This is a genomic window from Variovorax sp. PvP013 (assembly GCF_050435945.1).
In the GTDB taxonomy this organism is placed as follows: Bacteria; Pseudomonadota; Gammaproteobacteria; order Burkholderiales; family Burkholderiaceae_C; genus Variovorax.
In genome coordinates this window covers 1,386,784-1,412,600 of sequence record NZ_JBNDLF010000001.1, presented here as the reverse complement: position 1 = coordinate 1,412,600, position 25,817 = coordinate 1,386,784, and the positions used below count along the sequence as shown (strand labels likewise).

The following is a 25,817-nucleotide window of genomic DNA, read 5'->3' as shown; positions in this document are numbered from 1 at the left end:
TGGCTGGCCTGGTGGTGACAGTGCTGTGGATCTGCATGCCGTTCGCCATCTTCGGGACCAAACCAATCCTGCGCGAGTTGCTGGCCGAGCAGAAAAGGACGAATGAACTTCTGGTGGAGGCTGCAGAGCGGGCCAAGCCGGCGCAGCCATCGCTTGTCAGCGAGAGGTATCGCGACCCTGCGTGAGGGTGTGCACCGTAGAGCGGCCGGATGTTGAGCAACCGCGTCCCCTCATGCACTACAGGCAACCGCGATAGTTATGTGAATTGACCTGATCGACGTGGTCACAAGTCTTTCCGTTCGCAACCCCCACGCCCACAGGTATGCCATAGCCTAAACGCGCCCGCGTGGGCACGCCCGCGCCCAAATGCCGCCAACTGGCGCCGCCGCCCATCCGGTCTTCTGCCATAGCGGTCGGTGCCGTCGCCCCGGAAACTGGCGGTATGCCGAAGCACCCTATCGTCGACTCGCCTACGCCGCCCAAAAACAGAGATGTCAGGCGGAAGAGGACAACCGGGAAGGATCCAAGATCCGCCTGCCACTGGACTGCAAAGGAGGACGCGTTCATCAAGCGTCACTGCGAGTCGATGACGGACCTGGCAATGGCAGCCGCCCTCGGTCGCTCCAGTGATGCCATCAGCCTCCGGCGTCAACGAATCACACAAGTTCTGAAAAGGAAGTCACCGCAGAAGTGGGACGCTGAGCAGGATTTCTTGCTTGCAGAACTCTACGGCAAGGTCGACACCGTGTTCTTGGCCGCCGTGCTTGGGCGTTCCCTTCGCGTGTTACGCGATCGCGCTTCCTTAATGGGCCTGCAGATCAAGAATCTTTGGTCGCCCGAGGAAGACGCGATCTTGAGAGAGCACTTCCCCTATGCCCCAGTCTCGCGATTTGCCAAGTTGCTGCCTGCGCGCGGCCTCGGATCGATTTATGACCGCGCCGACACGCTGGCCCTGTCCAGAGATCCGTCCTACATGCTTCGTACCCCAAAGCTCCGAAGGTTTTGGGCCTATCCGCCCGAGCTGCGATCACTCATCCAGCTGTTCAACCAAGTTGAAAGGAGACTGCGAGATGTCCAAGCGAAACATTGAAAGCATGAGAGGTCACTTGTTCAGGGTACTCGAGGCCCTGGATGACGACACGAAGCCGCTCGACATCGCGCGGCAGCGGGCCGTGTGCGAGACGGCCCAGACGCTCATCAACTCCTTGAAGGTCGAGGTTGAGTTGCATGCCATGCTGCGCGGTGCCATCGACGTGCCGTTCATCGAGAGCCAGAGCAGCGAACGCCCGAACAGTGCAGACAGGTCACCCGCACGTGCTCCTGTGGAACGAAATCAAAGCGCCCTTACAGCAGGCCCTAGCCCCAGCCATCCTTGGCGCAGCTCTCCAGCAACTCGAGTACGGACCTAATCGAGAACGCCCCAGGGTGCAGGCGCTACCGAGGAAGCACCTTCATACATCGGAGCTCTTGGGTGTACGACTCTGGGGCGTCGCAGTCATCGTCTACCTCGACGCCGTCCGAGAGCCGTAGCGGTTCTCGATGGAGCGGCCGATGGTTCCGCCGGCGGCGATGTCGCTGGCGACCATGTTCTTGACCTCCCTCATCAGGATGTCGATGCGCACGCCGCCGTCTTCGGTGGGCGTCTGCCTGACCTCTGCGTCAACGGGCGCGCCGTTGTTGTGCACGTGCACCTCGACGCTGCCGTTGCTGCCCGACGCCGCCACACCAAGCCGGCCATCCGCGCCGCGGCGTAGCGGCATGATGGCCTCTGGCCCTTCTTCGGCGAATACCCCGCCCTTGGCGAAGGCGAAGAGCTGCGGTTTGTCGTACACCTGGTTCGAGTAGGAGCTGAGACTGGGCGACTCATAGACACCTCCCAAAGCGTTCTTGGCTACGCTACCTGTCACACCCCCTGTTACGCCACCAAATAGGCCACCCAGGGCACTCGCCAGTGGCCCGGTGATGCTCTGGCGGATTGTGATTCGCACGATGTCGGAGATGATGGAGTTGGCCAAGCTCTTGAAGTCGGCTTTGCCAGTCATCACGAAACTGACAAGCTGGTCCTCCATGCCTTTGAAGGCACCGCCGACAGCTTGCTGCATCTGCCGGGCGACGTTGGCTGAGTCCTCGGCGTAGGTGGCCAGCGCGCTTTGGGCGCCCAAGCTCCAATCGCTCTGCATCCTCTTCAATTCGCCGTAGTAGGTGGCATGGTCGGCCAGCGATGTGCCCAAGGCGCTCTTGATGCTGGCGATCTCAGCGAGGTAGTTCTCTGAGCCCAGCTGGCTCTTGGGCGTGGCCTTGGTGAGCTGGTCCTGCAGGCGCAGAGACTCGCGGTACAAGCCGTTGATCTCCTGAATGCGTTGCTGCTCGAAGTCAGATTTGCCGAAAGCCCCCAGCGCCCGGCCGTAGCCCTCACGGCGCTCGGCTTGGGCGCTGGCGATCTGCTCCTGCAGCTGTGCGGCACGGTCTTGAAAGGCGATCGCTTCCTGGGCGAGCTTGGCCTTCTTCTTGGCCTCCTCGTCTTCGATCATGCCGAGCTTTTCGAGCAGGGCGATTTCTTGCAGGAGCCCACGGATCTCGCCCTGGCGCGCGAGCAGGTCCTTCTGGTCCTTGGTGAGGGTGCCCTTGCCTTTGATGTCGGCGATCTTTTGCTCGAACTCAGCCAACTCCTTGGCGGCGCCGGTCAGCTTTTCGCCCACCACCAGGCGCCGCATCGCCGCGGCTTCCTGCTCGCGCAGGTCCTGCAGATACTTCGTGCCGGCGTCGTCCTGATAGGCCTTCGGCTTCGCCGTCTTCGGCCCCTCGTTGGCCTTGCGGATCGCCGCCTCTTCCGCCGCGATCGTGCTCGCCGTCAGCTTGCCGCCGTCCGCGATGATCTTCGCGTTGTTGGCGCGATAGATCTCAAGCGCCCGATTGGTCTTCTCGGTCGCCGTCAGTGCTGCCTCGGCCCACTTCGCATTGGCTTGGCGTGCGGCCACGGCCTCTCTGCTGGTCTTTAAGGCTGCGCCCTCGGCCGTGGCCGCGCGAGCAGACAGACGAACGATCTCGCTCTGCGCTTCGACTGCTGCTTTGGCGGCCTCGAGCTGCGGCTGCACGTCGCCCGTCGCCATGCCCCGGGACACGCGGGAGTCGTAGGTCGCCTGCAGCGCCGCCACGGCCTTCTGTGCCGCGCTCAGCGCGATCTCAGGGGTAGCCTGCCGGCCCACGCCCAGAATCGAATCCCACATGCTCGACGCCGTGCCGGTAATGCCTTTCATCAGCCGTTCAAGGCTGCCCAGGTTGCCCTTGAGCTTCTCGGCTGTCGCGGCCTGGGCGGTGTCGTAGGCGGACTGCGCCACGGCCGCGGCCTCGCTCTTCTTGCCTTGGTCCTCCAGCGCTTTGATCTGGTCGTACAGGGCCAGCGTGAGGTAGCCTGTGCCCTTGGCCAGCTTCTCAGTCGCCTTCAGCGGTTCGTCGGCCAGCTCGCCAAAGGCCTTGGCCGTGTCGGCGACGCTGGTGCCGATCGTGCGCTCGACAGCGATGGCCGTCGCGGCAAACTTTTGCAGGTTGGCTGCGCCCACTTGGCCGGTGCCGGCCAGGGCCGCCAGCGCCTCGGCCGCTTGGCCTTGTGTGCCCGCGCCGATCCCCTTCAGACTGGCCGCCATGAGGTCCAGCTGCCCAGCCGTGACGCCGGCGGCGTTGCCGCTCAGGATGATGGCTCGCTGATAGGCCGTCTGTTCCTGCGAGCCCTTGTATGCGGCCGCGCCCAGGACGGCTGCTGCGGCCGCCGCAACAGTGAAGGGATTCGCCAGCCCAAGCACGTAGCCCCCCAACGCCCGCGACGCGGCGCCGACGCCCCCGAAAGAATCCTTCAGCTGCCCGCCTTGCTGCAGCAGGACGGTCAGCGGGTTCTGGCCGCCTTGCAGGCTGGTCACGATGTCCGTGAATTGCGCCGGCACCTGGCGCATGGCGGCGGCCGTCTGGCCGGCCGAGACGCCCACGGCCTTCTGCTTGAGCGACAGCTGGTCGAGCTGGTCGAGGTATGGTTTGAGGGCGCCGACATCGATGCCGCGCTGGCCGGCCAAAGCGCGGTAGTAGTCGGCGCCGGACTTGGACCCAGCTTCCATCACGGCGATCTGCCTCTGAAGCGAGCCGATCATGTTCTTGGTCGCAGCCTCAACCTTGAACGCCGCCGGCGCGGCAGCGGCGCCGATACCGTCAATGCCTGCTGCTGCCTGCTTTCCGGTGTCGGATGCGGCTTTGCCCAGGTCGGACAGTTTGCGCTTGATGCCTTCGACGCCCGATGTGACGCCGCTGCCGTCGACGCCGACGGCAATCTGTGTTTTCAGATCTCCGGCCATGTGGCCTCCTCAAAAGGGAACACCCCAGCCGCACGGGCGGCGGGTGGGGTGTGAAATGGATGAGCGCTGACGATGCGCCCAGGAAGGACAGGCCGAGCCCCAATCGGAGCCCGGCTGGGCGTCATGCCCTTTCGGCCAGCGCGGCAAAGAAGCCGCGGGTGCTGGAGCCCATCTGATACGGCGTCACCGGCGCGTTCCACCACGGCTGACCGCCGACGCGGAGCACGAAGCGGAAAGCTGTGATGTCGTAGTCGAACCAGATGTGGATCGACACGTCGGTGCGGATGCCGCCGGACTTCACGGCCGTCAGGTAGTTCGACAGGTCACCGAAGATGATGTCGCCCTTGTCGCCCAGCGCGGGCATGGCTTCCGAGTACACGATCGGACGGCCCATCAGGGTGCCATACGGTGCGGCCGACAGGCCACCCGGCGGCAGGTAGGCAGGGACGGCCGTGCCGGCACCGGGGAACGCCATCGTCATCAGCTGCGGCTCGACATCGGCGTTGAGCAGCCAGCGCGCATTGCGACGCGCGGCCGGCGTCACTGCGCTCCAGAGCTTCATGATGTTGTTGAACAGGATCGTGTCGGCAGCCTGGCCGGACTCCTTCGGAATGATCACCGTGCCGGGCGACTGCAGGATGCCCAGCGGCATGCCGACGCCAGTGCCGTTGATGATGGCGTCGTTGACCTTGAAGTTGATCTTCTCAGGCGCCTTCTTGTTCACGTAGCCGGCCATCGCAGGCGCGTCTTCGAGCAGCTCGTCGGTCAGCGGGACCAGGGCGATGACCTTGTTGAGCTTGACGGTCTTCTCGGTCAACTGCGGGCGCGACTGCGTCTTCTGACCGCCTTCCACCTCCCAGTAGGCCTGGATGCCGCCGCTCGACTGCCAGGGCGTCGTCTCGTCGGCGGGGAAGGTGATGGTGTTGCTCGAGCTGGTCTGCTGGTCGGTGAGGCTCAGCAGGGAGTCCTCGCCCATGACCTTCTGCATGATGGCGGCGCGGAAATCCGGAGGCACTGCGAAGCCGCCATCCTGGCCGACGCCCTCGGAGCCGAAGGTGGTCGGCGAGGCGTTGAACACCAGGCGGGGGTCGGTCTGGGCGCCCTTGGCCGAGCTCTTGATGACGGCGTTGAGGAACTCACCGGTCGAAGCGAAGCCGTTGCGGCCTGAAGCGGCGGCGCGTGGACTGGCAAACATGCGATCGGTGGACGGGCGGCGGGAGGCGGCTTGGGCGGCGGTGCGGTGGTCTTCGGGTTCTTCGCGCACCTGCACGTTGGTCTTGCGGCCCGAGGCCTGAGTGCGACGCTGTGCGACTTCGATGCGGGCTTCGATGGTCTCGAACTGTCGAAAGATTTCGGTGACCTGGGCGCTCTCGTCATCGTTCACTTCACGATTTTCCGAACGGGCCTTGGCATGGATGCCTTTGACCTGGTCGCTCAGATCGAGCAACTGCTCCTGCAGATCTTCGACCGTGGCAGTGTCATTGAAGGCGGGGAAGAGGGATGCGCCATGGGCGACTGGAGCAAAGCCGAAAGCCAATGCGACGGCTGCGGCGGTGAAAGCGCTGGAAAAAGCCAGCTTGTGTGTCGTGTTCATTGCATGTCCTTTTCAATCACAAGGCGCGATTGAGGCGCGCCGATCCGAAGCCTTTGCGGGAGTGCAAAAACCTCATTTCGATGCGCCGGACATGTCAGGTTAGGTCGCTGGCAACCTAACCGAGTGAAGCCGTTCAACATTCGGCCAATATGCCCATCGTCCGGTACTTCGGAATGCCGCTTGGCTGGCCAGAGCGGTCACTTGATGGATTGGCAGGGCGAATATTGCCATAAGCGTGTCAACTATTCAAGCTCAAGCTCGTAGTCGTCGGAAAAATTCCAGGCGCCGGAAATCTTGTAGGCGCTGCCAACGACTGCGACGAGTTTTCCGTTTCGGCCTTCGATCCGCAGACTGATCGCGGCGTTGTTCGTCTTCTTGACCATCTTGACCAGCTCACGACAGTGAGCACCGTCATCACCTTGAATGCTGCTCACGAGGAATTTGCCTGCCTTCTGCAGTTCGGGGTCGTATCTCATTGGGGTGGGTCCTCAGGTTGGGAAGTGGTCGACCTTGCAGATCTCGGTGGCCGAGCCGTCGACGTTGACCAGCATCAGCCGAACCGATGCGGCCTCATTCATCAAGCCAACGCGCAGCTCGCACCAGCTGCCGGCGGCGTGCGCGTCGACGATCTTTTGGCGGACCGGCTCGGGCATCTCATTCAAGGCGTGGGCCACGAAGGGACCAGTCGCGCCGATCAGGTCAGAAAGCAGGACGTTCATGCGCTGGTCTCCTGAAGCTGAGCGGTGCGCCGGCGTTGCTCAGGACTGGCCATCAGCCAGGTGCGCAGCTCCTTCAGGGAAGCGCCGCCGTGCACGACACGCTGGGCGAAGTAGTCGCGGAAGAAGTAGCGGCCCCGGATTCGTTCGGCCGATGGATTCAGCGCACGCTCGAGCACCCAGCCGTTCTGCCTGGCCTCTGCGGCGAGCTCATCCCACAAGGGATGGGCCTTAGAGCCCCGGCGCCAGCCGTCGCGCAGGTTTCTCTCGGTTTGCGTTTTGGTCATTGGTTGGTTCCTTGGTAGTCCAGTCAGTGCCCTGTGGGCGGTTGGAATTTGGAGAACGGGTTGCCAGCGGTCGGCGATTTCAGCAGCGGAACCTTGGAGCGATCGGCCGGTGTCAGACCCAGTTTTCCCAGCGCTGCCTCGAGGCGCACCATCAACTTGACGTCCAGGTGCAGCGGCCGCGATCGCAGAGCGTTGAGCACCCGCGCGGCGTGCTCGACGATCAGCCGGTCGGCATTGCACAGCGTGCCGGGGTGGCAGATGCCCACCACCTCGATCCAGCAGGCACGCTCGGCGTCAGACAGATGGGCCGGCGGCGCGCCAATTTCGCCGGTCGGCGTGGGCTCATTCGCGCGTGCAGCTCGTCGCTCAGGATGTGTCTTGAACGTGCCGCGCAGCTCGTGCACGTTGGTCGGTTTGCGTGGTCGGGCCATGGCAGGTCAGAGTTTTAGTTTTGGAGACGTGAGAAAAAAGGGAACCTTCCGGTCTTGGGTTTGATGCCGCCAGGGACTCGATCCACCCCCTCCGGTCGGCGACGCGACGCCAGCAGGTAGGTGTTAATCCTTGTTAAGGTTTTTTGATTCCCGCGCGACATTGAAGACAGGTCGAATCAGGCTGCAGGCCGCATCAGGCTTAGCTTTTGTCCTTGCTAAGGGGGTGAGCGCCACTTGTTAAGGTGTTCATGCGAGGGGAAATTTTCTGCACGTGAGGAGAACCGTGGTTTCCGGTCAGGCGAGGTTGCAGACATTGCACCCGCCCCTCCCGTCCAGCGGCGATGTGGACCCACCAGAACGACGCAGGAGCGGCGATCAGCGGCCGGCCCTCGCCCTGGCCTCGGCGGCTGTCTTCTCAGCATGGCAAGGCTCGTTGCACAAAGGCTGCAGGTTCGACTCGTCGTTGCTGCCGCCTTGCTCGCGCGGCACGATGTGGTCGATCTGGTCGCGATAGCTGACCCAGAGGCGGCCGCACATCGCGCACTTGTAGCCATGCCGGGCGGCGACACGCTCGCGCTTGGCCATCCAGGCGCGGCCGCGTTCCATCTCGGTCGTGCCGGCCTTGGTGCTCAACGTCGGCACCTTGCTCGTGTTGAACGTGGCGATCCTGGGTTTGAGGGTGCGGAGTGTCATGCCAGCCCCAGCCCCAGCGCCATGTGCCAAGGGCGGCGTGGATCGGGCGTGATCATTGCGATCCCTCGCGGATGGCATCGGTCAGCTCACGCAGGAAGCCGCGCATCACTTCCGCTCCCGCTGGTTCGACGATCGCGAGCGCGGCCTGGAGGGAGTCGAGGTCCTCCCAATTGCCGAGACGCAGGCACTCGATGAGCTCGCACGCCACGCTTCGACCTGCTTTCACGAACTCGTTTTCGCCGCCCTTTGCAGGTTGCAATGACGCAGATGCGAGAAGGTAGGTCTCCATGAGGAATCTACTTGCGAAGTCCGTATGACGGCGCGAGAGGAGGGCGGTGGATTCAGGCATGGTGGGCGGTGCTTTCGGGGTTAGTGGTGGTCGATGTGGTTTCCACTTGGCTATCCCTGTTTCGGTGGAAACCAGCGTGGAAACCGGGGTGGAAACCAACGGGCGAGCTATGCAGTTTCTGCAAGTCGGTGAAGTGGTCGAGCAGGTCGACACGCAAGTGCAGCGGTGTGCCCAGGCAGTCGGCGCGCATGTCCTCACGTGCTTGAGCGCCGTCGCCGTAGAGGTCACAGACATGCATCGCTGCCCTCAGCAGCTCGGGCGCGGAAACTTCAAACACCTGCATGGAGACCTCGCTTCTGCGCGTTCGGCGCCGACTTCTTCGGGGTGGGGCCGTTCCAATCGCTGATCTGCTGGTACTGCCCTCGGAACTGCAGCGGCGCGAGCCCCTGAGGCCCGTTGCGGTGGGCAACGATCTCGATTTCGGAGTAGCCGGCGAAGTCGTGCAGCTTCGGGCTCAGCGGGTGGGCGTAATCGGTGAACAGGACCGCGACCTGGTCGGCAGCAGCCTCGATGGCGCCGGAGTCGCGCAGGTGCGTCATCGTCGGCCGGCCGTAGTGCTCGTCGGCCTTTCGGCTCATCTGCGACAGCAGCACCACGGCGATGTCGAGATCCATCGCCAGCGCCTTGATGCCGTTGGCGATGATGTCGAGCTCACGGTTGCGGTTGTCGTCACCGCCGGCGCCCTGCATCAGTTGCAGGAAGTCGACGAACAGGACGTCAAGGCCATGCTCGCGCTTCACCTTGATGGCCTTGCGGCGCACGTCCATGAGGCTCTGTGCCGATTGGTCGTCGTGCACCAGGTGGAGTCGGCCCAGGCGATCGGCCGCCTCGGTCACGTCGGTCAGTAGGTCGACGTCCGCCGGATCAGCGCGCAGGATGCGGCCCAGGTCGATAGCCCCCATCGCGGCCGTGTGCCGGTGCATCAGTTGCAGCACGGGCATCTCCTGGCTGATGAACAGCACGCCGTACTCGCGGGCCATGGCACGGGCGAGGGCGAGGGCGAGGGCGGTCTTGCCGTGCTTCGGGCGCGCGCCGATCACCATCATTTCGCCGCGGCGCAGCCCACCATTGAGCAGCTGGTCCAAGCCCCGGATGCCGGTCGGAATGGCTGGGTTCTTGCCCTGCCTGAGGTCGTCGAGGTGCTGCAGGTAGTCGACGACGGACTGCGTGATGTGCTGCGGCTCGCGCTTGGCCCTCACGGTCGCCAGCTTGGCCAGCTTCATCTGCGCGGAGTCGAGCACCTGGGCGGTCGGCACGGCCTTGTCGAAGGACTCATCGGCGATGGCGTCGACTGTCGCGATCAGCTGGCGCCGGCGGTGGTGGTCGTTGACGATCTCGGCGTAGCGCCGGATGTTCGAGCCGCTCGGCATGTACTGCGCGATTTCGTTCAGGTGCACCAGGGCACGGCCGTCCTGGTCCTGGCCCTTCGCCCGGAGCCGCTCGTAGACGGTCACGACATCGAACGGCTGGCCAGCGGCGGCCATCTCCTGGACGGCGCGATAGACCTGGGCGTAGAAGGTCGTGTGGAAGGCCTCGGGCGGCAGGTGGATGCGGTGGATCGACTCGTTGTCCAGCAGCAGGGCGGACAGCAGGCTGGCCTCCGCCTCCGGGCTGTGCGGCGGAATGCGCCGGTCGTCTTGAGAGCTCATGCGTAGTCCCTTCTGGCCGGCGCGGCCTCGGTCTTGTTGTCGTAATTGCCCTGCACGACCTTGGCGAAGTTGTCGGCCTTCATGAGCCAGCCCAGGTCGCAGCCACCCCACTTGCCACTGCGGCCGCTCAGAAAGTCGCTGCTCGCCACGTGGTCGAAGAACAGGTCGAAGAAGCCGATCGCCTCGTCGGCGGTCGTGGCGTAGCGCTTGCCGCCTTCGCCCACGGCCGTCATCACCCACCGCCAGCGCGCCCGCATCGCCTCGGCGCTCTTGCCGTTCCAGAGTTCTCGACGCGGTTGAGGCAGCCCCGGCAGGTGTTTCCCGTACAGGTCCATCAGGTCTCGATGCGGGCACTCAGGCACAGCCGGCTTGCCGGTCGTGACCATGTCTCTGATGTCTTCTTGATGTATTGATGTATCGGGTGTGCCAGACGCACTACTCCCGTGCGTCTGGCGCACGGGTGGGGGTGCGTCTGGCGCACTGGTGGGGTGTGCGAGGCGTACGGGTGCTTCTGGCGTACCGGTGCGCGTGGCGCACTGGTTAGCGATGACTTCAAGCTGAATCGTGACCCGGTTGTTTCGGCCGGTAGTCCGCTCGACTTGGATGAAGCCGTCGCGCTCCAAAGCCTTCACGGCATGGATGACGGCGGTGCGACTCAGGCACGTCCATTCACAGATGCCGGGCAGAGAAAGCCACGCCAAGCCTTCGTCGTCGGAGCGATCTGCGAGGCACATGAGGACGCTCTTTTGCGGCGCTGTCAGCACCAAGCGCTTACAGGCGTTGGTGACCGGATTGCTCACGCAGCTGTCCCTTGATCGTCGGTGCGAGCCCCCAGCACAGCCAAGAGGCCTTCCAGGTCGTGCAGAGTGCTGCAGGTGCGGGTCTGGCCGGACTGGCGAACCTCGTAGTGCGCGCGGCCAGCCTTGATGACGGTGTGCAGCTCGTAGCCCAGGAGGGCGAATCGGGCGCCCAGGCTGGCGATGGTCTTTTCGATGGACATCAGTGTGCTCCTGCTGCTGGTGCTTGAACATCGTGGAGGCTGTCGGCACACCAACGTCCTGCGGCAGCGTCGCTCTCGTAGCAGAGAGTCGTCCAGCGGATGTAGTCCTCCACCAAGCCCTGATTGATGGCTGGACGGCGGTCGAGGAGATCTCGCAGGCGTGCGTTCTCGCTACGCAGTCGCTCGACTTCGAGAGCCTTGTCGGTGGCGGTGGACATGGTGGCGTTCATCGGATGCCGTCCTTGATGGCCTCGGAGAGTTCGTCGATGAAGCCAGCCATGACCTCCGGCGCTTGGTTCTTTCCGGACAGCATGACTCCAGCGGCGAGCAGGCTCGGGGTTTCATCACCGCTGCGCAAAGCGTCAATCAGCTGTACGGCCCAGGCGCGGCCAATGTCCATATGCGCGGCCTCCTTGGTGTTCTTGGGCTTGAGCTCCAGCTGCTTAGCCAACTGCTGGCAGGCGCTCACGAAGCGGGTCATAGGGAGCCCCTTGCCGTCGCGACGTTGGTGGAGCGCGCGCGGTTCTCCATGTACGCGGCGACGGACTTGCGCGGATAGAAGTACCTGTTGCCGACCAGGACGTAACCTGGGCCAGTGCCGCGACGGCGCCAGGCTTCAGCGGTCGCCGGCGTGATGCCGGCCAGCAGCATCAGGTCGTGCTCGGTCAGGCAGTCCAGGCGGGTCGCCATCTCGCTCAAGCGGTCCATCTCCTTCTCGCTCAATGGAGGAGGGGTGGTACTCATTGCTGAGCACCTTGGGCCTGCCGCTTGATGCCTTGTTCCAGCAACATGACGATCTGAGCGTTCATCGAGCGCCGGTTGGTGACCGACAGCTCTTTGATCTTGGTGCGCATGCCATCAGGCAGACGAACTACGAACTGCTCTGCACTCCGGCTTCGGGCCTCTGTCGCTCGAGTCTCGATCTCCATGACCGCTCCTGAAAGTAGTAGTGAGTACATATCATACGTCATGGCGATGAAAATGACTGGGGAGTATCATCGGACCATGGCAAAAGACCTTCCCCCCAGCAGAACCGCACCGCAATTTGTCGTCCGCCTGCCCAACGAAGCGTTCAGAGAGCGCTTAGCTGAAGCAGCGAAAGCGAATGGCCGGTCGATGAACTCGGAAATCGTGAGCAGGCTGGAATCCAGTTTTCAAGCTACCTCTCCTCGTGCGTTGAAAGCTGGGATGCAGATTGCTTTGATGGAATCTCGAGTAGCCACAGTGCGAGCAAACCGAGCGATTGAAGAATTGCGAGCTGAAACCCTGGTCGAACGAATTCAAAAGCTCAAAGACGCCAAATCGAAGGCGAACTTGCCCGATGTACAGGTGCTAACCGAGCAGTTGGACGCCGCAAAAGCTGCTGAAGCAGATCTGCAAGCTCAGTACTACAAGCTGTTGATCCAACTCAAAGACATGCACACAGAAGACAGCTCAACGAAAGATTCAGACATTGACTGACCCCGCCCCTTTTCAGGAAGCCTGCTCAGTTCTGAGCAGGTGTCAGCGGGCGCACGTTGAATAGAGCCCCGGAGGGCCAACTTCTTCAGCAGCAGGTCTTGCCGATAGGCCGTGAGGCTACGTACTGCTGCGGGTAGACGGCCCCGGCGCTGCGGTTGGATCACTGGCGCAGCTGCAGCTGTTGGAAGGGCAATGACGGTGCCGCTCACGATGGCACCTTCTGGGCGAGGCACTCGTTCGTGTAGGGCGAGAGCAGCCAGGCCACGGCGTCGCCTTCATAGATGGTGCGGTTGCTGCCGACTCGGTGCAGCCCCATGTCGGCGATCCATCCCAGCCTTCTGACGACGCGACGGAGTACGTCGAGCTCGTGAGCCTGCAGTTCGGCATCGTCGGTGGGGGTGACCTTCAGACGCTCTTCGGTGAGATATGCCGTGTTGGCGATCTCTTCGAACAGAGCCTCAATGGCGTCATCGGGCGCGGTCTGAGACGCACTGTTGCTGCGCGCAGTGCTCACGATTCCACCTCTTGCGACAGCAGCTCGATGGCGAGAGGCGGCAGCAGCCACTGCTCAGCGTGTCCGTTGCACAGGGTGTGGATGCTGCCAAGACGCTGCAGTGCGATGTCGGCCATCCAGCCCAGGCGGGCTACAACACCGCGAAGCCTGTCGACTTCGTGCTCGTAGAGCTCGGCGTTGTCGGCAGGACTGGCGCGCAGCTCCTGTTCTGTGGAATATGCCGTGGTCGCGATCTCTGCAAGCAGGATCTCGATGGCGCGATCGGGCGCGGCTTGGGTAGACTTCTGAGTAGCCATGATGTGCAGCTCCTTGCTGTTGATGCACGTTGTCGTTAGGCCGGTCGGGTGTTCCACCACCCTTCCTGGCCGCCTAGATTCGCTGCAGATGCAGGACTGTTCCACCAGCCCCACCGCCCTGCAGCACGGCGTTCATCCTGACCGGTAGGCTTTGTGCACGTCCTCCGGTTTTGTTGCGGTGTAGCGGCGCAGCATCCCCCAGGTTTTGTGCCCGGTCAGCAGCGCCACACGAGGAATGTCCAGGCCATCTCGGAAGAACTGCGCCGTCGCGCGGTGGCGAAGGTCGTGAAAGTGCAGGTCGTCGATGGGCGGCACCAGGCGCTGACAGGCGCGCGTGAATGCGGCCGAGACTGAATCACCCCTCACGCCAAAGATCGAGCCTTCTGTGCGGCCTTCCAGCAACGGCCGGACGATGGCCAGGGCGTCGGGCAGCAGTGGCACCGTCTGGTTGTTTCCGACCTTGTTGCGCGGGTCCTTGCGATCTCGAATCAGTACTGTCCGGCGCGTCAAGTCGACGTCCTCCACCTGCAACGCGCAGATCTCACCCTGACGCATGCCCGTGGCCAGCGCGAAGCGGCATAGCAGCGGCATGTCGATCTTCTGGCGGGGGAGGGTGGCCCAGTAGCCGTACAGGCGCTCCAGCTCGGCGTCCGTGGGTTCGCGTTCGCGCTCCGTGCTGCGCGTCTGCAGGCCGCGGTGCTTCAGACTGGCGCGGGCCTCGGCCGGCAGCTGGTCGGGGAGGTCTAGCTGGCGGGCGTGGCGGCCCCACTTGAGCACAGCCGACAGGAAGGAGAGGTCTGCCGCGATCGTCACGCCGCCAGCGCCTTCCTTCACGCGCTTGTCGATGAAGTCGCGCAGCACCAGGGCGGTGATGGCGTTGAGCTTGACCTTGCCCATGCGGGCCTTCAGCATCGCCAGCGTGGCCGCCTTGGTCCGTCCGGCTTCCTTGGCGTGCATCTCGATGTACAGGTCAATCAGTTCGGCCAGCGTCGAGCCCTTGGGCGGCTGCGCATAGCCACTCGCCACCACTTGATGCGCTTGGCTCTCGATCCCCTTGGCCCAGGCTTCAGCATCGCGCTTCAGCGGGAAGGTCGCAGCCCGGTAGAAGCCGCCGCGCCGAATCTGGGCGCGCCACTTGCCGCTGGGTAGCTGGGAAAATGAGGCCATGTGTGCAATCTGTGTAGGTCGCCGTGTGCACAGATTATTAACGCTTTCTTCACTTCGTGTGCGTGCCGTGTGCACATATTTTTGTGCACGTGCGAAAGTGCCTTGTTAGTCACCGTAGAAAATGCATACAGATCAACAACTTAAGTCGATGCGTGTTTCCGTAGCTCCGATGCTCGACTGGACCGATCGCCACTGCCGCCATTTCCATCGCCTGCTGTCGCGGCACGCGCTGCTCTACACCGAGATGGTCACTACCGGCGCGCTGATCCACGGCGACGTCGAGCGGCACCTGCGCTTCGGCGTCGAGGAGCATCCCGTCGCCTTGCAGCTGGGCGGCAGCGAGCCCGCCGACCTCGCCCGTTGCGCGCGCCTGGGCGAGGAGTGGGGCTACGACGAGATCAACCTCAACTGCGGCTGCCCCAGCGAGCGCGTGCAGCGCGGTGCCTTCGGCGCCTGCCTGATGGCCGAGCCGGCGCTGGTGGCCGACGGCGTCAAGGCCATGGTCGACCGGGTCGACATCCCCGTGACGGTGAAGCACCGCATCGGCATCGACCGCCAGGAGAGCTACGACTTCGTGCGCGACTTCGTGGGCACGGTGAGCGAGGCGGGCTGCGAGGGCTTCGTCGTCCATGCGCGCAATGCCTGGCTCAAGGGCCTGTCGCCCAAGCAGAACCGCGAGATCCCGCCACTGCGCTACGAGCTGGTGCATCGCCTCAAGCACGACTTCCCCCACCTGCGCATCGCGCTCAACGGCGGCATCGTCTCGGACGCGCAGGTGCACGAGCACCTGCGGCTGCTCGACGGCGTGATGGTCGGACGGGAGGCCTATCACAACCCCTGGTGGCTCGCCGACTGGGATGCGACGTTCTTCGGCGACGCCGTGGTCGAACGCACGCGCGAGGACGTCGAGTCAGCGATGTGCGACTACATGGCGCGCGAGGCCGCCGAGCACGGCACGCCCTGGTCGAACATCGCGCGCCACATGCTGGGCCTGCGCAACGGACTGCCGGGCGCGCGGCGCTGGCGCCAGGTCTGGAGCGACCACCGGCTCAAAGTGCTGGCGCCGCATGCCGTGATGGCGCTGGCGCACGCGCCGGCCGATCACGCCGCCGCCTAGATCCGCATCAGGCCGCGGCTTCGAGGCCGTTGTCGAAGTGCTCGCGCATGCGCGCCGTCGCGGCATCGGCGTCGCGCGCCAGCAGGGCGGCCAGCAGGGCGCGATGCTCGGCCAGGGATTCGTCGATGCGCCCGGTCTTGAGCAGCGAGTCGTAGCGGTTGAGCTTCATCACCTTGCGCAGGTCGGTCACCATCTGGGTGCGCCAGCGGTTGTCGGCGATCTCCAGCAGCCGCATGTGGAAGCGCTCGTTGAGGGCGAAGAAGTGGGCGCGATCGACCTGGCCCGGCGCCGCGGCGGCTTCGAGCTGGGCGTGCAGCGCCTGCAGTTCGCCCAGCTGCGCCGGCGACGCGCACCCGGCCACGGCGCCGGCCGCGTCGCTCTCCAGCAGCGACAACAGGTGGTAGACGTCGGCCAGATCCTGTCGCGACACCTCGGTGACGTAGGCGCCGCGGCGCACCTTCATCGTCACCAAGCCCTCGGCCGCCAGCACCTTCAGGGCTTCCCGCAGGGGAGTGCGACTGATGCCGTAGGCCTCGGCGAGCTTCATCTCGTCGATCCAATCACCGGGTGCCAGCTCGTGGCTGAAGATGCGCTGGCGCACGCGTTCGGCCACCTCCTGGTAGAGCGCGCGGGGCGTGAGGGTGGCGGCTGACATGGCGGCGACTGTACCGCAGAAAATTGGATTGAATTAATAATTACGGAGGCGTTAAACTGCCGCGCCGATGCTTCGCGAACCGGGGCCTCGGCGCTTTTCGCCCGACGCGCATGACCCCTGCGTGTCCGGCGGCCTTTCTCCACGAACCCGCTGCAGGCGACATGAGCATGCCCGAACCGACCTTCAAGACCGCCGACCTCGCCGCCTGGACGCGCGCCGCCGCGAAGTCCGCGCCGGGCGGCGATCTCGACGCGCTGACCTGGACGACACCCGACGGCATCAAGGTCAAGCCGCTCTACACCGCCGCCGACCTGCAGGGCCTGAAATACACCGACACGCTGCCGGGCTTCGAGCCCTACCTGCGCGGCCCGCAGGCGACGATGTACGCGGTGCGCCCGTGGACCATCCGCCAGTACGCGGGCTTCTCGACGGCGGAGGAGTCCAACGCCTTCTATCGCAAGGCGCTGGCCGCCGGCGGGCAGGGCGTCTCGGTCGCGTTCGACCTGGCGACGCACCGCGGCTACGACAGCGACCACCCGCGCGTGACCGGCGACGTCGGCAAGGCCGGCGTGGCGATCGATTCGGTCGAGGACATGAAGATCCTGTTCGACCGGATCCCGCTGGACAAGGTGAGTGTGTCGATGACGATGAACGGCGCCGTGCTGCCGGTGCTGGCGGGCTACGTGGTCGCCGCGGAGGAGCAGGGCGTGGCGCAGGACCAGCTCAGCGGGACCATCCAGAACGACATCCTCAAGGAGTTCATGGTCCGCAACACCTACATCTTCCCGCCCGCGCCGAGCATGCGGATCATCGGCGACATCATCGAGTACACGGCGCAGAACATGCCCAAGTTCAACTCGATCTCCATCAGCGGCTACCACATGCAGGAAGCCGGCGCCAACCAGGCGCTGGAACTGGCCTTCACCCTGGCCGACGGCAAGGAGTACGTGAAGACCGCGCTGGCCAAGGGGCTCGACGTTGACGTGTTCGCCGGCCGGCTCTCGTTCTTCTGGGCGATCGGCATGAACTTCTACCTGGAGGTCGCCAAGATGCGCGCCGCGCGCCTGCTGTGGTGCCGGATCATGAAGGAGTTCGAGCCGAAGAATCCCAAGAGCCTGATGCTGCGCACGCACTGCCAGACCTCCGGCTGGTCGCTCACCGAGCAGGACCCCTACAACAACGTCGTGCGCACCACCATCGAGGCCATGGCGGCGGTCTTCGGCGGCACGCAGAGCCTGCACACCAACGCGCTCGACGAGGCCATCGCGCTGCCCACCGAGTTCAGCGCCCGCATCGCCCGCAACACCCAGCTCATCATCCAGGAGGAGACGCACATCACCAGCGTGATCGACCCCTGGGCCGGCAGCTACATGATGGAGAAGCTGACGCAGGACATGGCCGACGCCGCCTGGACGCTGATCGAGGAGGTCGAGGCCATGGGCGGCATGACGCGGGCCGTCGACAGCGGCTGGGCCAAGCTGAAGATCGAGGCGGCGGCGGCCGACAAGCAGGCGCGCATCGACTCGGGCCGCGACGTCATCGTCGGCGTCAACAAGTACAAGCTCAAGACCGAGGACGCGATCGACAGCCTCTCCATCGACAACGTGCGCGTGCGCGACGGCCAGATCGCCAAGCTGAAGACGATCCGCGCGACGCGCGACGGCGCCGCCGTGCAGGCCGCCCTGGACGCGTTGACCGCCGCCGCCGAGAGCGGCGAGGGCAACCTGCTGGCGCTGTCCATCGACGCCGTGCGCCTGCGCGCGACCGTCGGCGAGATCAGCGACGCGCTGGAGAAGGTCTACGGCCGCCACCGCGCCGACACGCAGAAGGTGACCGGCGTCTATGCCGCGGCCTACGACTCGGCCGAGGGCTGGGAGGCGCTGCAGCACGAGATCGCCGCCTTCGCCGAGGAGCAGGGCCGCCGCCCGCGCGTGATGATCTCCAAGCTCGGGCAGGACGGCCACGACCGCGGCGCCAAGGTGGTGGCCACCGCCTTCGCCGACCTGGGCTTCGACGTCGACATGGGGCCGCTGTTCCAGACGCCCGAGGAGTGCGCGCGCCAGGCGATCGAGAACGACGTGCACGCGGTGGGCGTCTCCACCCTCGCGGCCGGCCACAAGACGCTGGTGCCGGCCATCATCGCGGAACTCAAGAAGCAGGGCGCCGACGACATCATCGTCTTCGTCGGCGGCGTGATCCCGCGCGGCGATTACGAGATGCTCTACGAGGCCGGCGTCAAGGGCATCTACGGCCCCGGCACGCCGATCCCGGCGAGCGCGAAGGACGTGCTGGAGCAGATCCGCGCGGCGGTGGCGGCCTGACGCACTGCCCGCATGATCGGCCCCATGACGACATCACCGACATCCGACATCCGCTGGCTGCAGCGCCTGGACAACTACCGGCGCGCCTTGCGCCAGTTGCAGGCCGCCGTGGTGCTGGCCGGCGAGCGTCCGCTGTCGGAGCTGGAGCAGCAGGGCCTGATCCAGGCCTCCGGGTTCACCCACGAACTCGCCTGGAACGTGCTCAAGGACTGTTTCTTCCACCAGGGCGCCAGCCAGATCACCGGCTCGCGCGACGCCACCCGGCAGGCCTTCTCGACCGGACTGGTCGAGGACGGCGAGGGCTGGATGGAGATGATCGTCAGCCGCGATCAGTCCTCGCACACCTGCAACCGTGCGACGGCACTCGCGCTGGTCGAACGCATCACGCAACGCCATGCCGGGCTGTTCGAGCGGCTGGCCTCCAAGATGGAGAGCTTGCGCGGTGCGTGAGGACGCCGCCCCGTTCGGCCTGCCGGCGGCGACGGTCGACGCCATGCGGACCGTGCTGTCGCGCCATCCCGGCGTGCGTCGTGCCGTGATCTACGGTTCGCGCGCCAAGGGCAATCATCGTCCCGGCTCCGACATCGACCTCGCCCTGTTCGGCGACGGGCTGACCGCTGCGGACCTGCTGACGGTCGACGGTGCGCTCGACGCGCTCGATCTGCCCTATCGCATCGACCTGTCCCTGCACGCCGACATCGAGGATCCGGCGCTGCGCTCGCACATCGAACGCGTCGGTCGCGTCCTGCACGAGGCCGCCGTGGTGCCGGCGCGCGACTGATGGACGCCCGCGCCATCCTCGATGCCCTCGCGGACGACGCCGCGCCGCGCCAGCGCCGCGCCGTCGCCAAGGCGATCACGCTGCTCGAATCGACCCGCGCCGACCATCGCGCGCAGGGCGACGAACTGCTCGGCGCGCTGCTGCCGCGCACCGGACGCAGCTTCCGCCTGGGCATCTCCGGCGTGCCGGGCGTGGGCAAGTCGACCTTCATCGAGACGCTGGGTCTGTTCCTGATCGAGCGCGGCCATCGCGTGGCGGTGCTCACCATCGACCCGTCGTCGACCGTCTCCGGCGGGTCGATCCTCGGCGACAAGACGCGCATGGAAAGGCTGTCGGTCCACGAGCGCGCTTACATCCGGCCGAGCCCGTCGTCGGGCACGCTCGGCGGCGTGGCCGAGAAGACGCGCGAGGCCATGCTGGTGTGCGAGGCCGCCGGCCACGACATCGTGATCGTCGAGACCGTCGGCGTCGGCCAGAGCGAGACGGCGGTGGCCGGCATGACCGACATGTTCGTGCTGATGCAGTTGCCCAACGCCGGCGACGACCTGCAGGCGATCAAGAAGGGCGTGATGGAGATCGCCGACCTGGTCGTCATCAACAAGGCCGACCTCGACCGCGACGCCGCCACGCGCGCGCAGGCGCAGATCACCTCGGCCCTGCGCCTGTTCGGCCACCACGGCAATCCGGCGCACGCCGAGGCGATGCGCGCCGCGCATGCCGAGCCCGGCTCGCCCGAGGCGGAGATCCGCTTCTGGCAGCCGCGCGTGATGCAGCTGAGCGCGCTGGAAGGCACCGGCGTCGACGCCTTCTGGGACGCCGTGTCGGCGTTCCGCCGGCTGCAGGAGGCCAACGGCAAGCTCGCCGCACGGCGCGAGAAACAGTCGCTCGCCTGGATGTGGGAGCGCATCGACGCCGGCCTCAAGCAGGCGTTCCGCCAGCATCCGCAGGTGCGCGAGCTGCTGCCGCGCACCGTCGCGCAGGTCGCCGCGGGCGAACTGCCGGCATCGACCGCCGCGCGCCAGCTGCTCGCGCTCGCACGCCGCGCGGCCGACGACGGCCATGGCGGGATGGCGAACCGGGCCGGGGTGCCGGCCCCGGAGCCGTCGTCCGGCTCGACGGGCGCCGGTGGGTCCTGATCCGTCCTTTCCTTTCTTTCTTCTTCTCACAAGACCAAGCGCCATGAAAGACATCCTCGAACAACTGGAACAGCGACGCGCCCAGGCCCGCCTGGGCGGCGGGCAGAAGCGCATCGACGCGCAGCACGCCAAGGGCAAGCTCACGGCGCGCGAGCGTATCGAATTGCTGCTCGACGACAACACCTTCGAGGAGTGGGACATGTTCGTCGAGCACCGCTCGACGGACTTCGGCATGGCCGACAACAAGATCCCCGGCGACGGCGTGGTCACCGGCTACGGGATGATCAACGGCCGCCTGGTGTTCGTCTTCAGCCAGGACTTCACCGTCTTCGGCGGCGCGCTGTCGGAGGCGCACGCGGAGAAGATCTGCAAGGTGATGGACCAGGCGATGAAGGTCGGCGCGCCGGTGATCGGCCTGAACGACTCGGGCGGCGCGCGCATCCAGGAGGGCGTGGCCTCGCTCGGCGGCTATGCCGACGTGTTCCAGCGCAACGTGATGGCCAGCGGCGTGGTGCCGCAGATCAGCATGATCATGGGTCCGTGCGCGGGCGGCGCGGTGTACTCGCCGGCCATGACCGACTTCATCTTCATGGTCCGCGACAGCTCCTACATGTTCGTCACCGGCCCCGAGGTCGTGAAGACCGTGACGCACGAGGACGTGACGGCCGAGGAACTGGGCGGCGCGCTCACGCACACCACCCGCAGCGGCGTGGCCGACATGGCCTTCGAGAACGACGTCGAGGCGCTGATGATGCTGCGCCGGCTCTACAACTACCTGCCGCTGAACAACCGCGAGAAGCCCCCCGTGCGCCCGAGCGGCGATCCGGCCGATCGTGCCGACGCCTCGCTCGACACCCTGGTGCCGGACAACGCCAACAAGCCCTACGACATGCTGGAGCTGATCACCAAGGTGGTCGACGACGGCGACTTCTTCGAGCTGCAGCCCGACTACGCGAAGAACATCGTCATCGGCTTCGCGCGCATGGAGGGCCAGAGCGTGGGCATCGTCGCCAACCAGCCGCTGGTGCTGGCGGGCTGCCTGGACATCCGCTCGTCGATCAAGGCGGCGCGCTTCGTGCGCTTCTGCGACGCCTTCAACATCCCGGTCATCACCTTCGTCGACGTGCCCGGCTTCATGCCCGGCACCAGCCAGGAGTACGGCGGCATCATCAAGCACGGCGCCAAGCTGCTCTACGCGTATGCCGAATGCACGGTGCCCAAGATCACCGTCATCACCCGCAAGGCCTACGGCGGCGCCTACGACGTGATGGCGTCCAAGCACCTGCGCGGCGACGTCAACCTGGCCTGGCCGCGCGCCGAGATCGCGGTGATGGGCGCCAAGGGCGCGGTCGAGATCATCTTCCGCGAGGACAAGAACGACCCCGAGAAGCTGGCCGCCCGCGAGGCCGAGTACAAGGCCCGCTTCGCCAACCCGTACGTGGCGAGCACGCGCGGCTACATCGACGATGTCATCCTGCCGAGCGAGACGCGCCGGCGCATCTGCCGCAGCCTGGTGATGCTGCGCGCCAAGAAGCTCGAGAACCCGTGGCGCAAGCACGGCAACATCCCCTTGTGAACGACTGGCTCGCCCCCAGTCTTCGCGCACTTCGTGTCGCTTTGCCAACCCCTACCGGGGGCAACACCAGCAGCCCGGCAAAGCCGGTTCTGCGCTGTTTCCCGAACAGACTTTCTGACGGACGGAACCATGTTTAAGAAAATCCTGATCGCCAACCGCGGCGAGATCGCCTGCCGCGTCATCAAGACCGCCCGCAAGATGGGCATCGCGACCGTCGCGGTGTATTCCGACGCCGACCGCGATGCGCGCCACGTCGAGCTGGCCGACGAGGCCGTGCACATCGGCGCCTCGCCCAGCCGCGAGAGCTACCTGCGCGGCGACCGCATCATCGCGGCGTGCAGGCAGACCGGGGCCGAGGCGGTGCATCCCGGCTACGGCTTCCTGTCGGAGAACGAGGCCTTCGCACGCGAGGTCGAGGAGGCGGGCATCGTCTTCATCGGACCGAAGCACGCCTCCATCGCGGCGATGGGCGACAAGATCGCGTCGAAGAAGCTGGCCAAGGAAGCGAAGGTCAACACCATCCCGGGCTGGAACGACGCCATCGAGACGGCCGAGCGCGCCGTCGAGATCGCCCGGGACGTCGGCTACCCGGTGATGATCAAGGCGTCGGCCGGCGGCGGCGGCAAGGGCCTGCGCGTGGCCTTCGACGACAAGGAGGCCTTCGAGGGCTTCACCTCGTGCCGCAACGAGGCGCGCAATTCCTTCGGCGACGATCGCGTCTTCATCGAGAAGTTCGTCGAGGAACCGCGCCACATCGAGATCCAGGTGCTCGGCGACTCGCAGGGCCATGTGATCTACCTCAACGAACGCGAGTGCTCGATCCAGCGGCGCCACCAGAAGGTGATCGAGGAGGCGCCGTCGCCCTTCATCAGCGACGCCACGCGCCGCGCGATGGGCGAACAGGCCGTGGCGCTGGCCAAGGCCGTGAACTACCAGAGCGCCGGCACGGTGGAGTTCGTGGTCGGCAAGGACCAGGGCTTCTACTTCCTGGAGATGAACACCCGGCTGCAGGTGGAGCATCCGGTGACGGAGTGCATCACGGGCCTCGACCTGGTCGAGCTGATGATCCGCGTGGCCGCCGGCGAGCCGCTGCCCCTGACGCAGGCCGAGGTGAAGCGCGACGGCTGGGCCATCGAGTGCCGCATCAACGCCGAGGATCCGTTCCGCAACTTCCTGCCGTCCACGGGGCGGCTGGTGAAGTTCCAGCCGCCCAAGGAGACGATGTTCGCCGCCGACACCGAGCACCTGCAGGGCGTTCGCGTCGACACGGGCGTCTACGACGGCGGCGAGATCCCGATGTTCTACGACTCGATGATCGCCAAGCTGATCGTGCACGGCCGCGACCGCGCGCACGCGATCGCGCGGATGCGCGAGGCGCTCGACGCCTTCGTCATCCGCGGCGTCGGCAGCAACATCCCGTTCCAGGCCGCGCTGCTCGCGCACCCGAAGTTCGTCGCCGGCGACTTCAACACCGGCTTCATCGCCGAGCACTACGCCCAGGGCTTCCGCGCCGAGGACGTGGCGCACGACGATCCCGACTTCCTCGTCGCGCTCGCGGCCTTCATGCACCGGCGCTACCGGGCGCGCGCCTCGGGCATCAGCGGGCAGCTCGAAGGCCACGGCGTGAAGGTCGGCGAGCGCTTCGTCGTCGTCACCCTGGGCGCCGGCGGCAGGAACGTGCACACGCCGGTGTCGGTCACCGACTTCAAGGGCAAGACCGGCTCCAGCGCGGTGCAGGTCGACGGCAAGACCTACCAGATCGACAGCGCCGCGCTGCTGGGCGACCCGCGCGTCGAGGGCATCGTCAACGACCGGCCGTTCTTCGCCCAGGTCGAGCGCGGCGCGGGCCGCAACCCGCTGGCGCTGCGCGTGGCGCACCACGGCACGCGCATCGACGCCATGGTGCTGTCGCCGCTGGGGGCGCGCCTGCACGAACTCATGCCCTACAAGGCGCCGCCGGACCTCAGCAAGTTCCTGATGTCGCCGATGCCGGGGCTGCTGGTGGAGGTGTCGGTGCAGCCGGGCCAGCAGGTGCAGGCCGGCGAGAAGCTGGCCGTCATCGAGGCCATGAAGATGGAGAACGTGCTGTTCGCCGCGCGCGACGGCGTGGTGGGCACCATCTCGGCGGCCAAGGGCGATTCGCTGGCGGTCGACCAGATCATCCTGGAGTTCGCGTGATGGGCGCGGACGACACCCGGACGGTGACGCTGCACCGGCCGCCGGCGCCCGCGGCGGCCGCCGCGCCGGCGCGCTGGACGGTCGAGGCGATCCAGGCGCTGCTGGACAAGCCCTTCATGGACCTGCTGTTCGAGGCGCAGACGGTCCACCGCGCGCATTGGCCGGAAGGCACGATCGAGCTGGCGACGCTGCTGTCGGTCAAGACCGGCGGCTGTCCCGAGAACTGCGGCTACTGCCCGCAGGCGGCCGAGTTCGACACCGGCGTCAAGGCGGAGAAGCTCATGGCGGTCGACGAGGTGCGCCGCGCCGCGCAGGCCGCCAAGGACGCGGGCGCGACGCGCTTCTGCATGGGCGCGGCCTGGCGCGCGCCCAAGGACCGCGACATCGAGAAGGTCGCCGAACTCATCGGCGCCGTGAAGGACCTGGGGCTGCAGACCTGCGCCACGCTCGGCATGCTGGAGGCCCACCAGGCCGACGCGCTGCGCGACGCCGGGCTCGACTACTACAACCACAACCTCGACACCGCGCCCGAGTACTACACCGACGTCGTCGGCACCCGGGCGTACCAGGACCGGCTCGACACCCTGCGCCACGTGCGCGATGCCGGCATCCGCGTGTGCTGCGGCGGCATCGTCGGCATGGGCGAGGCGCCGGTGCATCGCGCCGGCCTGATCGCGCAGCTGGCCAACCTGCAGCCCTATCCGGAATCGGTGCCGATCAACAGCCTGGTGCGGGTGCCCGGCACGCCACTGGCCGACAGCGAGCCGATCGATCCGCTGGATTTCGTGCGCGTGATCGCGGTCGCGCGCATCGTCATGCCCCGGGCGCGCGTGCGGCTGTCGGCCGGCCGTCAGCAGCTCGGCGACGCGGTGCAGGCGCTGTGCTTCATGGCCGGCGCCAATTCCATCTTCTACGGCGACAAGCTGCTGGTGACGGGCAACCCCGACGTCGAGGCCGACGTCCGGCTGCTGGCCCGATTGGGCCTGGACGGCCACCGCATCGCCAACCCGCCCGAGGTCCATCCATGAACGCCGCGTCGCGTCCTTTCAAGGTGCTGGGCATCCAGCAGATCGCCATCGGCGGCCTCGACAAGTCGCGCCTGCGGCGGCTGTGGGTCGACATGCTGGGCCTGGAAGTCACCGGCACGTTCAGGAGCGAGCGCGAGAACGTCGACGAGGACATCTGCGCCATCGGCGAGGGACCGTTCAAGGTCGAGGTCGATCTCATGCAGCCGCTCGACCCGGACGGCAAGCCCGCCGTGCACGCGACGCCGCTCAACCACGTCGGCCTGTGGATCGACGACCTGCCGGCAGCCGTCGAATGGCTGACGGCACAGGGTGTGCGCTTCGCGCCGGGCGGCATCCGCAAGGGCGCGGCGGGCTTCGACATCTGCTTCCTGCATCCGAAGGCGAACGACGAATTCCCGATCGCCGGGGAGGGCGTGCTGGTGGAGATGGTGCAGGCGCCGGCCGAGGTGGTCCGTGCCTTCGCGGCGCTGGCGGCGGGTGCTCCGGCCGCTCCGGTCGCTCCGGCCGCCGGCTGAGGTTCTCGGTCTT

General features: G+C 66.0%; 33 protein-coding genes. 13 read left to right on the top strand and 20 right to left on the bottom strand.

Annotated elements, in window-relative coordinates; all coding sequences use genetic code 11:
- Window positions 1-35: 35 nt before the first annotated feature.
- The 3 genes from ABID77_RS06750 to ABID77_RS06740 all read left to right on the top strand — a co-directional run bounded on the left by ABID77_RS06750 (window position 36) and on the right by ABID77_RS06740 (window position 1,409).
- Entirely contained in the window at window positions 36-185 is a 150-nt protein-coding gene (locus tag ABID77_RS06750; protein ID WP_429592648.1) for a hypothetical protein, read from the top strand.
- A 416-nt stretch (window positions 186-601) separates the two neighbouring features.
- Entirely contained in the window at window positions 602-1,090 is a 489-nt protein-coding gene (locus tag ABID77_RS06745) for a hypothetical protein (protein WP_429592645.1), read from the top strand.
- A complete protein-coding gene (locus ABID77_RS06740) occupies window positions 1,071-1,409 on the top strand; it encodes a hypothetical protein (protein ID WP_429592642.1) in 339 nt (112 codons plus the stop codon). The genes ABID77_RS06745 and ABID77_RS06740 overlap by 20 nt, the downstream gene beginning before the upstream one ends.
- 93 nt (window positions 1,410-1,502) lie before the next feature.
- Here ABID77_RS06740 and ABID77_RS06735 read toward each other — a convergent pair whose 3' ends face one another.
- From ABID77_RS06735 to ABID77_RS06660, 16 genes are all read right to left on the bottom strand, one after another.
- A complete protein-coding gene (locus ABID77_RS06735; RefSeq protein WP_429592639.1) occupies window positions 1,503-4,340 on the bottom strand; it encodes a phage tail tape measure protein in 2,838 nt (945 codons plus the stop codon).
- A 121-nt stretch (window positions 4,341-4,461) separates the two neighbouring features.
- Complete coding sequence (locus ABID77_RS06730; RefSeq protein WP_429592637.1) at window positions 4,462-5,934, bottom strand: phage major capsid protein; 1,473 nt, start codon at window positions 5,932-5,934, stop codon at window positions 4,462-4,464.
- Window positions 5,935-6,176: 242 nt separating this feature from the next.
- Window positions 6,177-6,410, bottom strand: a complete 234-nt coding sequence (locus ABID77_RS06725) for a hypothetical protein (protein ID WP_429592634.1) — start codon at window positions 6,408-6,410, stop codon at window positions 6,177-6,179.
- A 12-nt stretch (window positions 6,411-6,422) separates the two neighbouring features.
- Window positions 6,423-6,653 (bottom strand): hypothetical protein, encoded by a 231-nt coding sequence (locus tag ABID77_RS06720; RefSeq protein ID WP_429592631.1) that lies wholly within the window; start codon window positions 6,651-6,653, stop codon window positions 6,423-6,425.
- Complete coding sequence (locus ABID77_RS06715; RefSeq protein ID WP_429592628.1) at window positions 6,650-6,937, bottom strand: hypothetical protein; 288 nt, start codon at window positions 6,935-6,937, stop codon at window positions 6,650-6,652. The genes ABID77_RS06720 and ABID77_RS06715 overlap by 4 nt, the downstream gene beginning before the upstream one ends.
- Before the next feature lie 23 nt (window positions 6,938-6,960).
- Window positions 6,961-7,368: a hypothetical protein gene (locus ABID77_RS06710; protein ID WP_429592625.1), complete on the bottom strand. Its 408-nt coding sequence runs from the start codon at window positions 7,366-7,368 to the stop codon at window positions 6,961-6,963.
- 375 nt (window positions 7,369-7,743) lie between these two features.
- Entirely contained in the window at window positions 7,744-8,061 is a 318-nt protein-coding gene (locus ABID77_RS06705; RefSeq protein WP_429592622.1) for an HNH endonuclease, read from the bottom strand.
- Between the two features lie 52 nt (window positions 8,062-8,113).
- Window positions 8,114-8,410, bottom strand: coding sequence for a hypothetical protein (locus ABID77_RS06700; protein ID WP_429592619.1), 297 nt, complete (start codon window positions 8,408-8,410; stop codon window positions 8,114-8,116).
- Window positions 8,403-8,693, bottom strand: coding sequence for a hypothetical protein (locus ABID77_RS06695; RefSeq protein ID WP_429592616.1), 291 nt, complete (start codon window positions 8,691-8,693; stop codon window positions 8,403-8,405). The genes ABID77_RS06700 and ABID77_RS06695 overlap by 8 nt, the downstream gene beginning before the upstream one ends.
- Window positions 8,680-10,059, bottom strand: a complete 1,380-nt coding sequence (locus ABID77_RS06690) for a replicative DNA helicase (protein WP_429592614.1) — start codon at window positions 10,057-10,059, stop codon at window positions 8,680-8,682. The genes ABID77_RS06695 and ABID77_RS06690 overlap by 14 nt, the downstream gene beginning before the upstream one ends.
- The gene (locus tag ABID77_RS06685; RefSeq protein WP_429592611.1) at window positions 10,056-10,859 is read right to left on the bottom strand and encodes a helix-turn-helix domain-containing protein; all 804 of its coding nucleotides are present in this window, start codon (window positions 10,857-10,859) and stop codon (window positions 10,056-10,058) included. The genes ABID77_RS06690 and ABID77_RS06685 overlap by 4 nt, the downstream gene beginning before the upstream one ends.
- Complete coding sequence (locus tag ABID77_RS06680) at window positions 10,856-11,059, bottom strand: hypothetical protein (protein ID WP_429592608.1); 204 nt, start codon at window positions 11,057-11,059, stop codon at window positions 10,856-10,858. The genes ABID77_RS06685 and ABID77_RS06680 overlap by 4 nt, the downstream gene beginning before the upstream one ends.
- Complete coding sequence (locus tag ABID77_RS06675) at window positions 11,059-11,289, bottom strand: hypothetical protein (RefSeq protein WP_429592605.1); 231 nt, start codon at window positions 11,287-11,289, stop codon at window positions 11,059-11,061. Before ABID77_RS06675 ends, ABID77_RS06680 begins: the two co-directional genes overlap by 1 nt.
- Window positions 11,286-11,540, bottom strand: coding sequence for a hypothetical protein (locus ABID77_RS06670; RefSeq protein ID WP_429592602.1), 255 nt, complete (start codon window positions 11,538-11,540; stop codon window positions 11,286-11,288). Before ABID77_RS06670 ends, ABID77_RS06675 begins: the two co-directional genes overlap by 4 nt.
- Window positions 11,537-11,803 carry a helix-turn-helix transcriptional regulator gene (locus tag ABID77_RS06665; protein WP_429592599.1) on the bottom strand — a complete coding sequence of 89 codons (267 nt, stop codon included), beginning with the start codon at window positions 11,801-11,803 and terminating at the stop codon, window positions 11,537-11,539. The genes ABID77_RS06670 and ABID77_RS06665 overlap by 4 nt, the downstream gene beginning before the upstream one ends.
- Window positions 11,800-11,988, bottom strand: coding sequence for an Arc family DNA-binding protein (locus tag ABID77_RS06660; protein ID WP_429592596.1), 189 nt, complete (start codon window positions 11,986-11,988; stop codon window positions 11,800-11,802). Before ABID77_RS06660 ends, ABID77_RS06665 begins: the two co-directional genes overlap by 4 nt.
- Between ABID77_RS06660 and ABID77_RS06655 the strand changes: the two genes are divergently transcribed.
- The gene (locus ABID77_RS06655) at window positions 11,987-12,520 is read left to right on the top strand and encodes an Arc family DNA-binding protein (protein ID WP_429592593.1); all 534 of its coding nucleotides are present in this window, start codon (window positions 11,987-11,989) and stop codon (window positions 12,518-12,520) included. The genes ABID77_RS06660 and ABID77_RS06655 overlap by 2 nt on opposite strands.
- 205 nt (window positions 12,521-12,725) lie before the next feature.
- Here the strand turns inward: ABID77_RS06655 and ABID77_RS06650 are convergent, their stop codons facing one another.
- The 3 genes from ABID77_RS06650 to ABID77_RS06640 all read right to left on the bottom strand — a co-directional run bounded on the left by ABID77_RS06650 (window position 12,726) and on the right by ABID77_RS06640 (window position 14,497).
- Window positions 12,726-13,034 (bottom strand): hypothetical protein, encoded by a 309-nt coding sequence (locus ABID77_RS06650; RefSeq protein ID WP_429592590.1) that lies wholly within the window; start codon window positions 13,032-13,034, stop codon window positions 12,726-12,728.
- Window positions 13,031-13,330: a hypothetical protein gene (locus ABID77_RS06645; RefSeq protein WP_429592587.1), complete on the bottom strand. Its 300-nt coding sequence runs from the start codon at window positions 13,328-13,330 to the stop codon at window positions 13,031-13,033. The genes ABID77_RS06650 and ABID77_RS06645 overlap by 4 nt, the downstream gene beginning before the upstream one ends.
- Before the next feature lie 132 nt (window positions 13,331-13,462).
- Window positions 13,463-14,497, bottom strand: a complete 1,035-nt coding sequence (locus ABID77_RS06640; RefSeq protein WP_429592584.1) for a tyrosine-type recombinase/integrase — start codon at window positions 14,495-14,497, stop codon at window positions 13,463-13,465.
- A gap of 121 nt (window positions 14,498-14,618) precedes the next feature.
- Between ABID77_RS06640 and dusA the strand changes: the two genes are divergently transcribed.
- On the top strand, window positions 14,619-15,614 hold the full coding sequence (gene dusA, locus ABID77_RS06635) for a tRNA dihydrouridine(20/20a) synthase DusA (protein WP_429592581.1): 996 nt from the start codon (window positions 14,619-14,621) through the stop codon (window positions 15,612-15,614).
- 7 nt (window positions 15,615-15,621) lie between these two features.
- Here dusA and ABID77_RS06630 read toward each other — a convergent pair whose 3' ends face one another.
- Window positions 15,622-16,269 carry a GntR family transcriptional regulator gene (locus ABID77_RS06630; RefSeq protein WP_429592579.1) on the bottom strand — a complete coding sequence of 216 codons (648 nt, stop codon included), beginning with the start codon at window positions 16,267-16,269 and terminating at the stop codon, window positions 15,622-15,624.
- Window positions 16,270-16,430: 161 nt separating this feature from the next.
- Between ABID77_RS06630 and scpA the strand changes: the two genes are divergently transcribed.
- The 8 genes from scpA (at window position 16,431) to ABID77_RS06590 (ending at window position 25,804) form a co-directional block, all read left to right on the top strand.
- On the top strand, window positions 16,431-18,590 hold the full coding sequence (gene scpA, locus ABID77_RS06625; RefSeq protein WP_429592576.1) for a methylmalonyl-CoA mutase: 2,160 nt from the start codon (window positions 16,431-16,433) through the stop codon (window positions 18,588-18,590).
- Between the two features lie 24 nt (window positions 18,591-18,614).
- Window positions 18,615-19,040, top strand: coding sequence for a nucleotidyltransferase substrate binding protein (locus ABID77_RS06620; protein ID WP_429592573.1), 426 nt, complete (start codon window positions 18,615-18,617; stop codon window positions 19,038-19,040).
- On the top strand, window positions 19,033-19,371 hold the full coding sequence (locus ABID77_RS06615) for a nucleotidyltransferase domain-containing protein (protein WP_429592570.1): 339 nt from the start codon (window positions 19,033-19,035) through the stop codon (window positions 19,369-19,371). The genes ABID77_RS06620 and ABID77_RS06615 overlap by 8 nt, the downstream gene beginning before the upstream one ends.
- Window positions 19,371-20,507, top strand: coding sequence for a methylmalonyl Co-A mutase-associated GTPase MeaB (meaB, locus tag ABID77_RS06610; RefSeq protein ID WP_429592568.1), 1,137 nt, complete (start codon window positions 19,371-19,373; stop codon window positions 20,505-20,507). The genes ABID77_RS06615 and meaB overlap by 1 nt, the downstream gene beginning before the upstream one ends.
- Before the next feature lie 43 nt (window positions 20,508-20,550).
- Window positions 20,551-22,083, top strand: coding sequence for an acyl-CoA carboxylase subunit beta (locus ABID77_RS06605; RefSeq protein ID WP_429592565.1), 1,533 nt, complete (start codon window positions 20,551-20,553; stop codon window positions 22,081-22,083).
- Between the two features lie 129 nt (window positions 22,084-22,212).
- Complete coding sequence (locus tag ABID77_RS06600; RefSeq protein WP_429592562.1) at window positions 22,213-24,261, top strand: acetyl-CoA carboxylase biotin carboxylase subunit; 2,049 nt, start codon at window positions 22,213-22,215, stop codon at window positions 24,259-24,261.
- On the top strand, window positions 24,261-25,289 hold the full coding sequence (gene bioB, locus ABID77_RS06595) for a biotin synthase BioB (protein WP_429592559.1): 1,029 nt from the start codon (window positions 24,261-24,263) through the stop codon (window positions 25,287-25,289). The genes ABID77_RS06600 and bioB overlap by 1 nt, the downstream gene beginning before the upstream one ends.
- Window positions 25,286-25,804 carry a VOC family protein gene (locus ABID77_RS06590; protein WP_429592556.1) on the top strand — a complete coding sequence of 173 codons (519 nt, stop codon included), beginning with the start codon at window positions 25,286-25,288 and terminating at the stop codon, window positions 25,802-25,804. Before bioB ends, ABID77_RS06590 begins: the two co-directional genes overlap by 4 nt.
- Window positions 25,805-25,817: the final 13 nt, after the last annotated feature.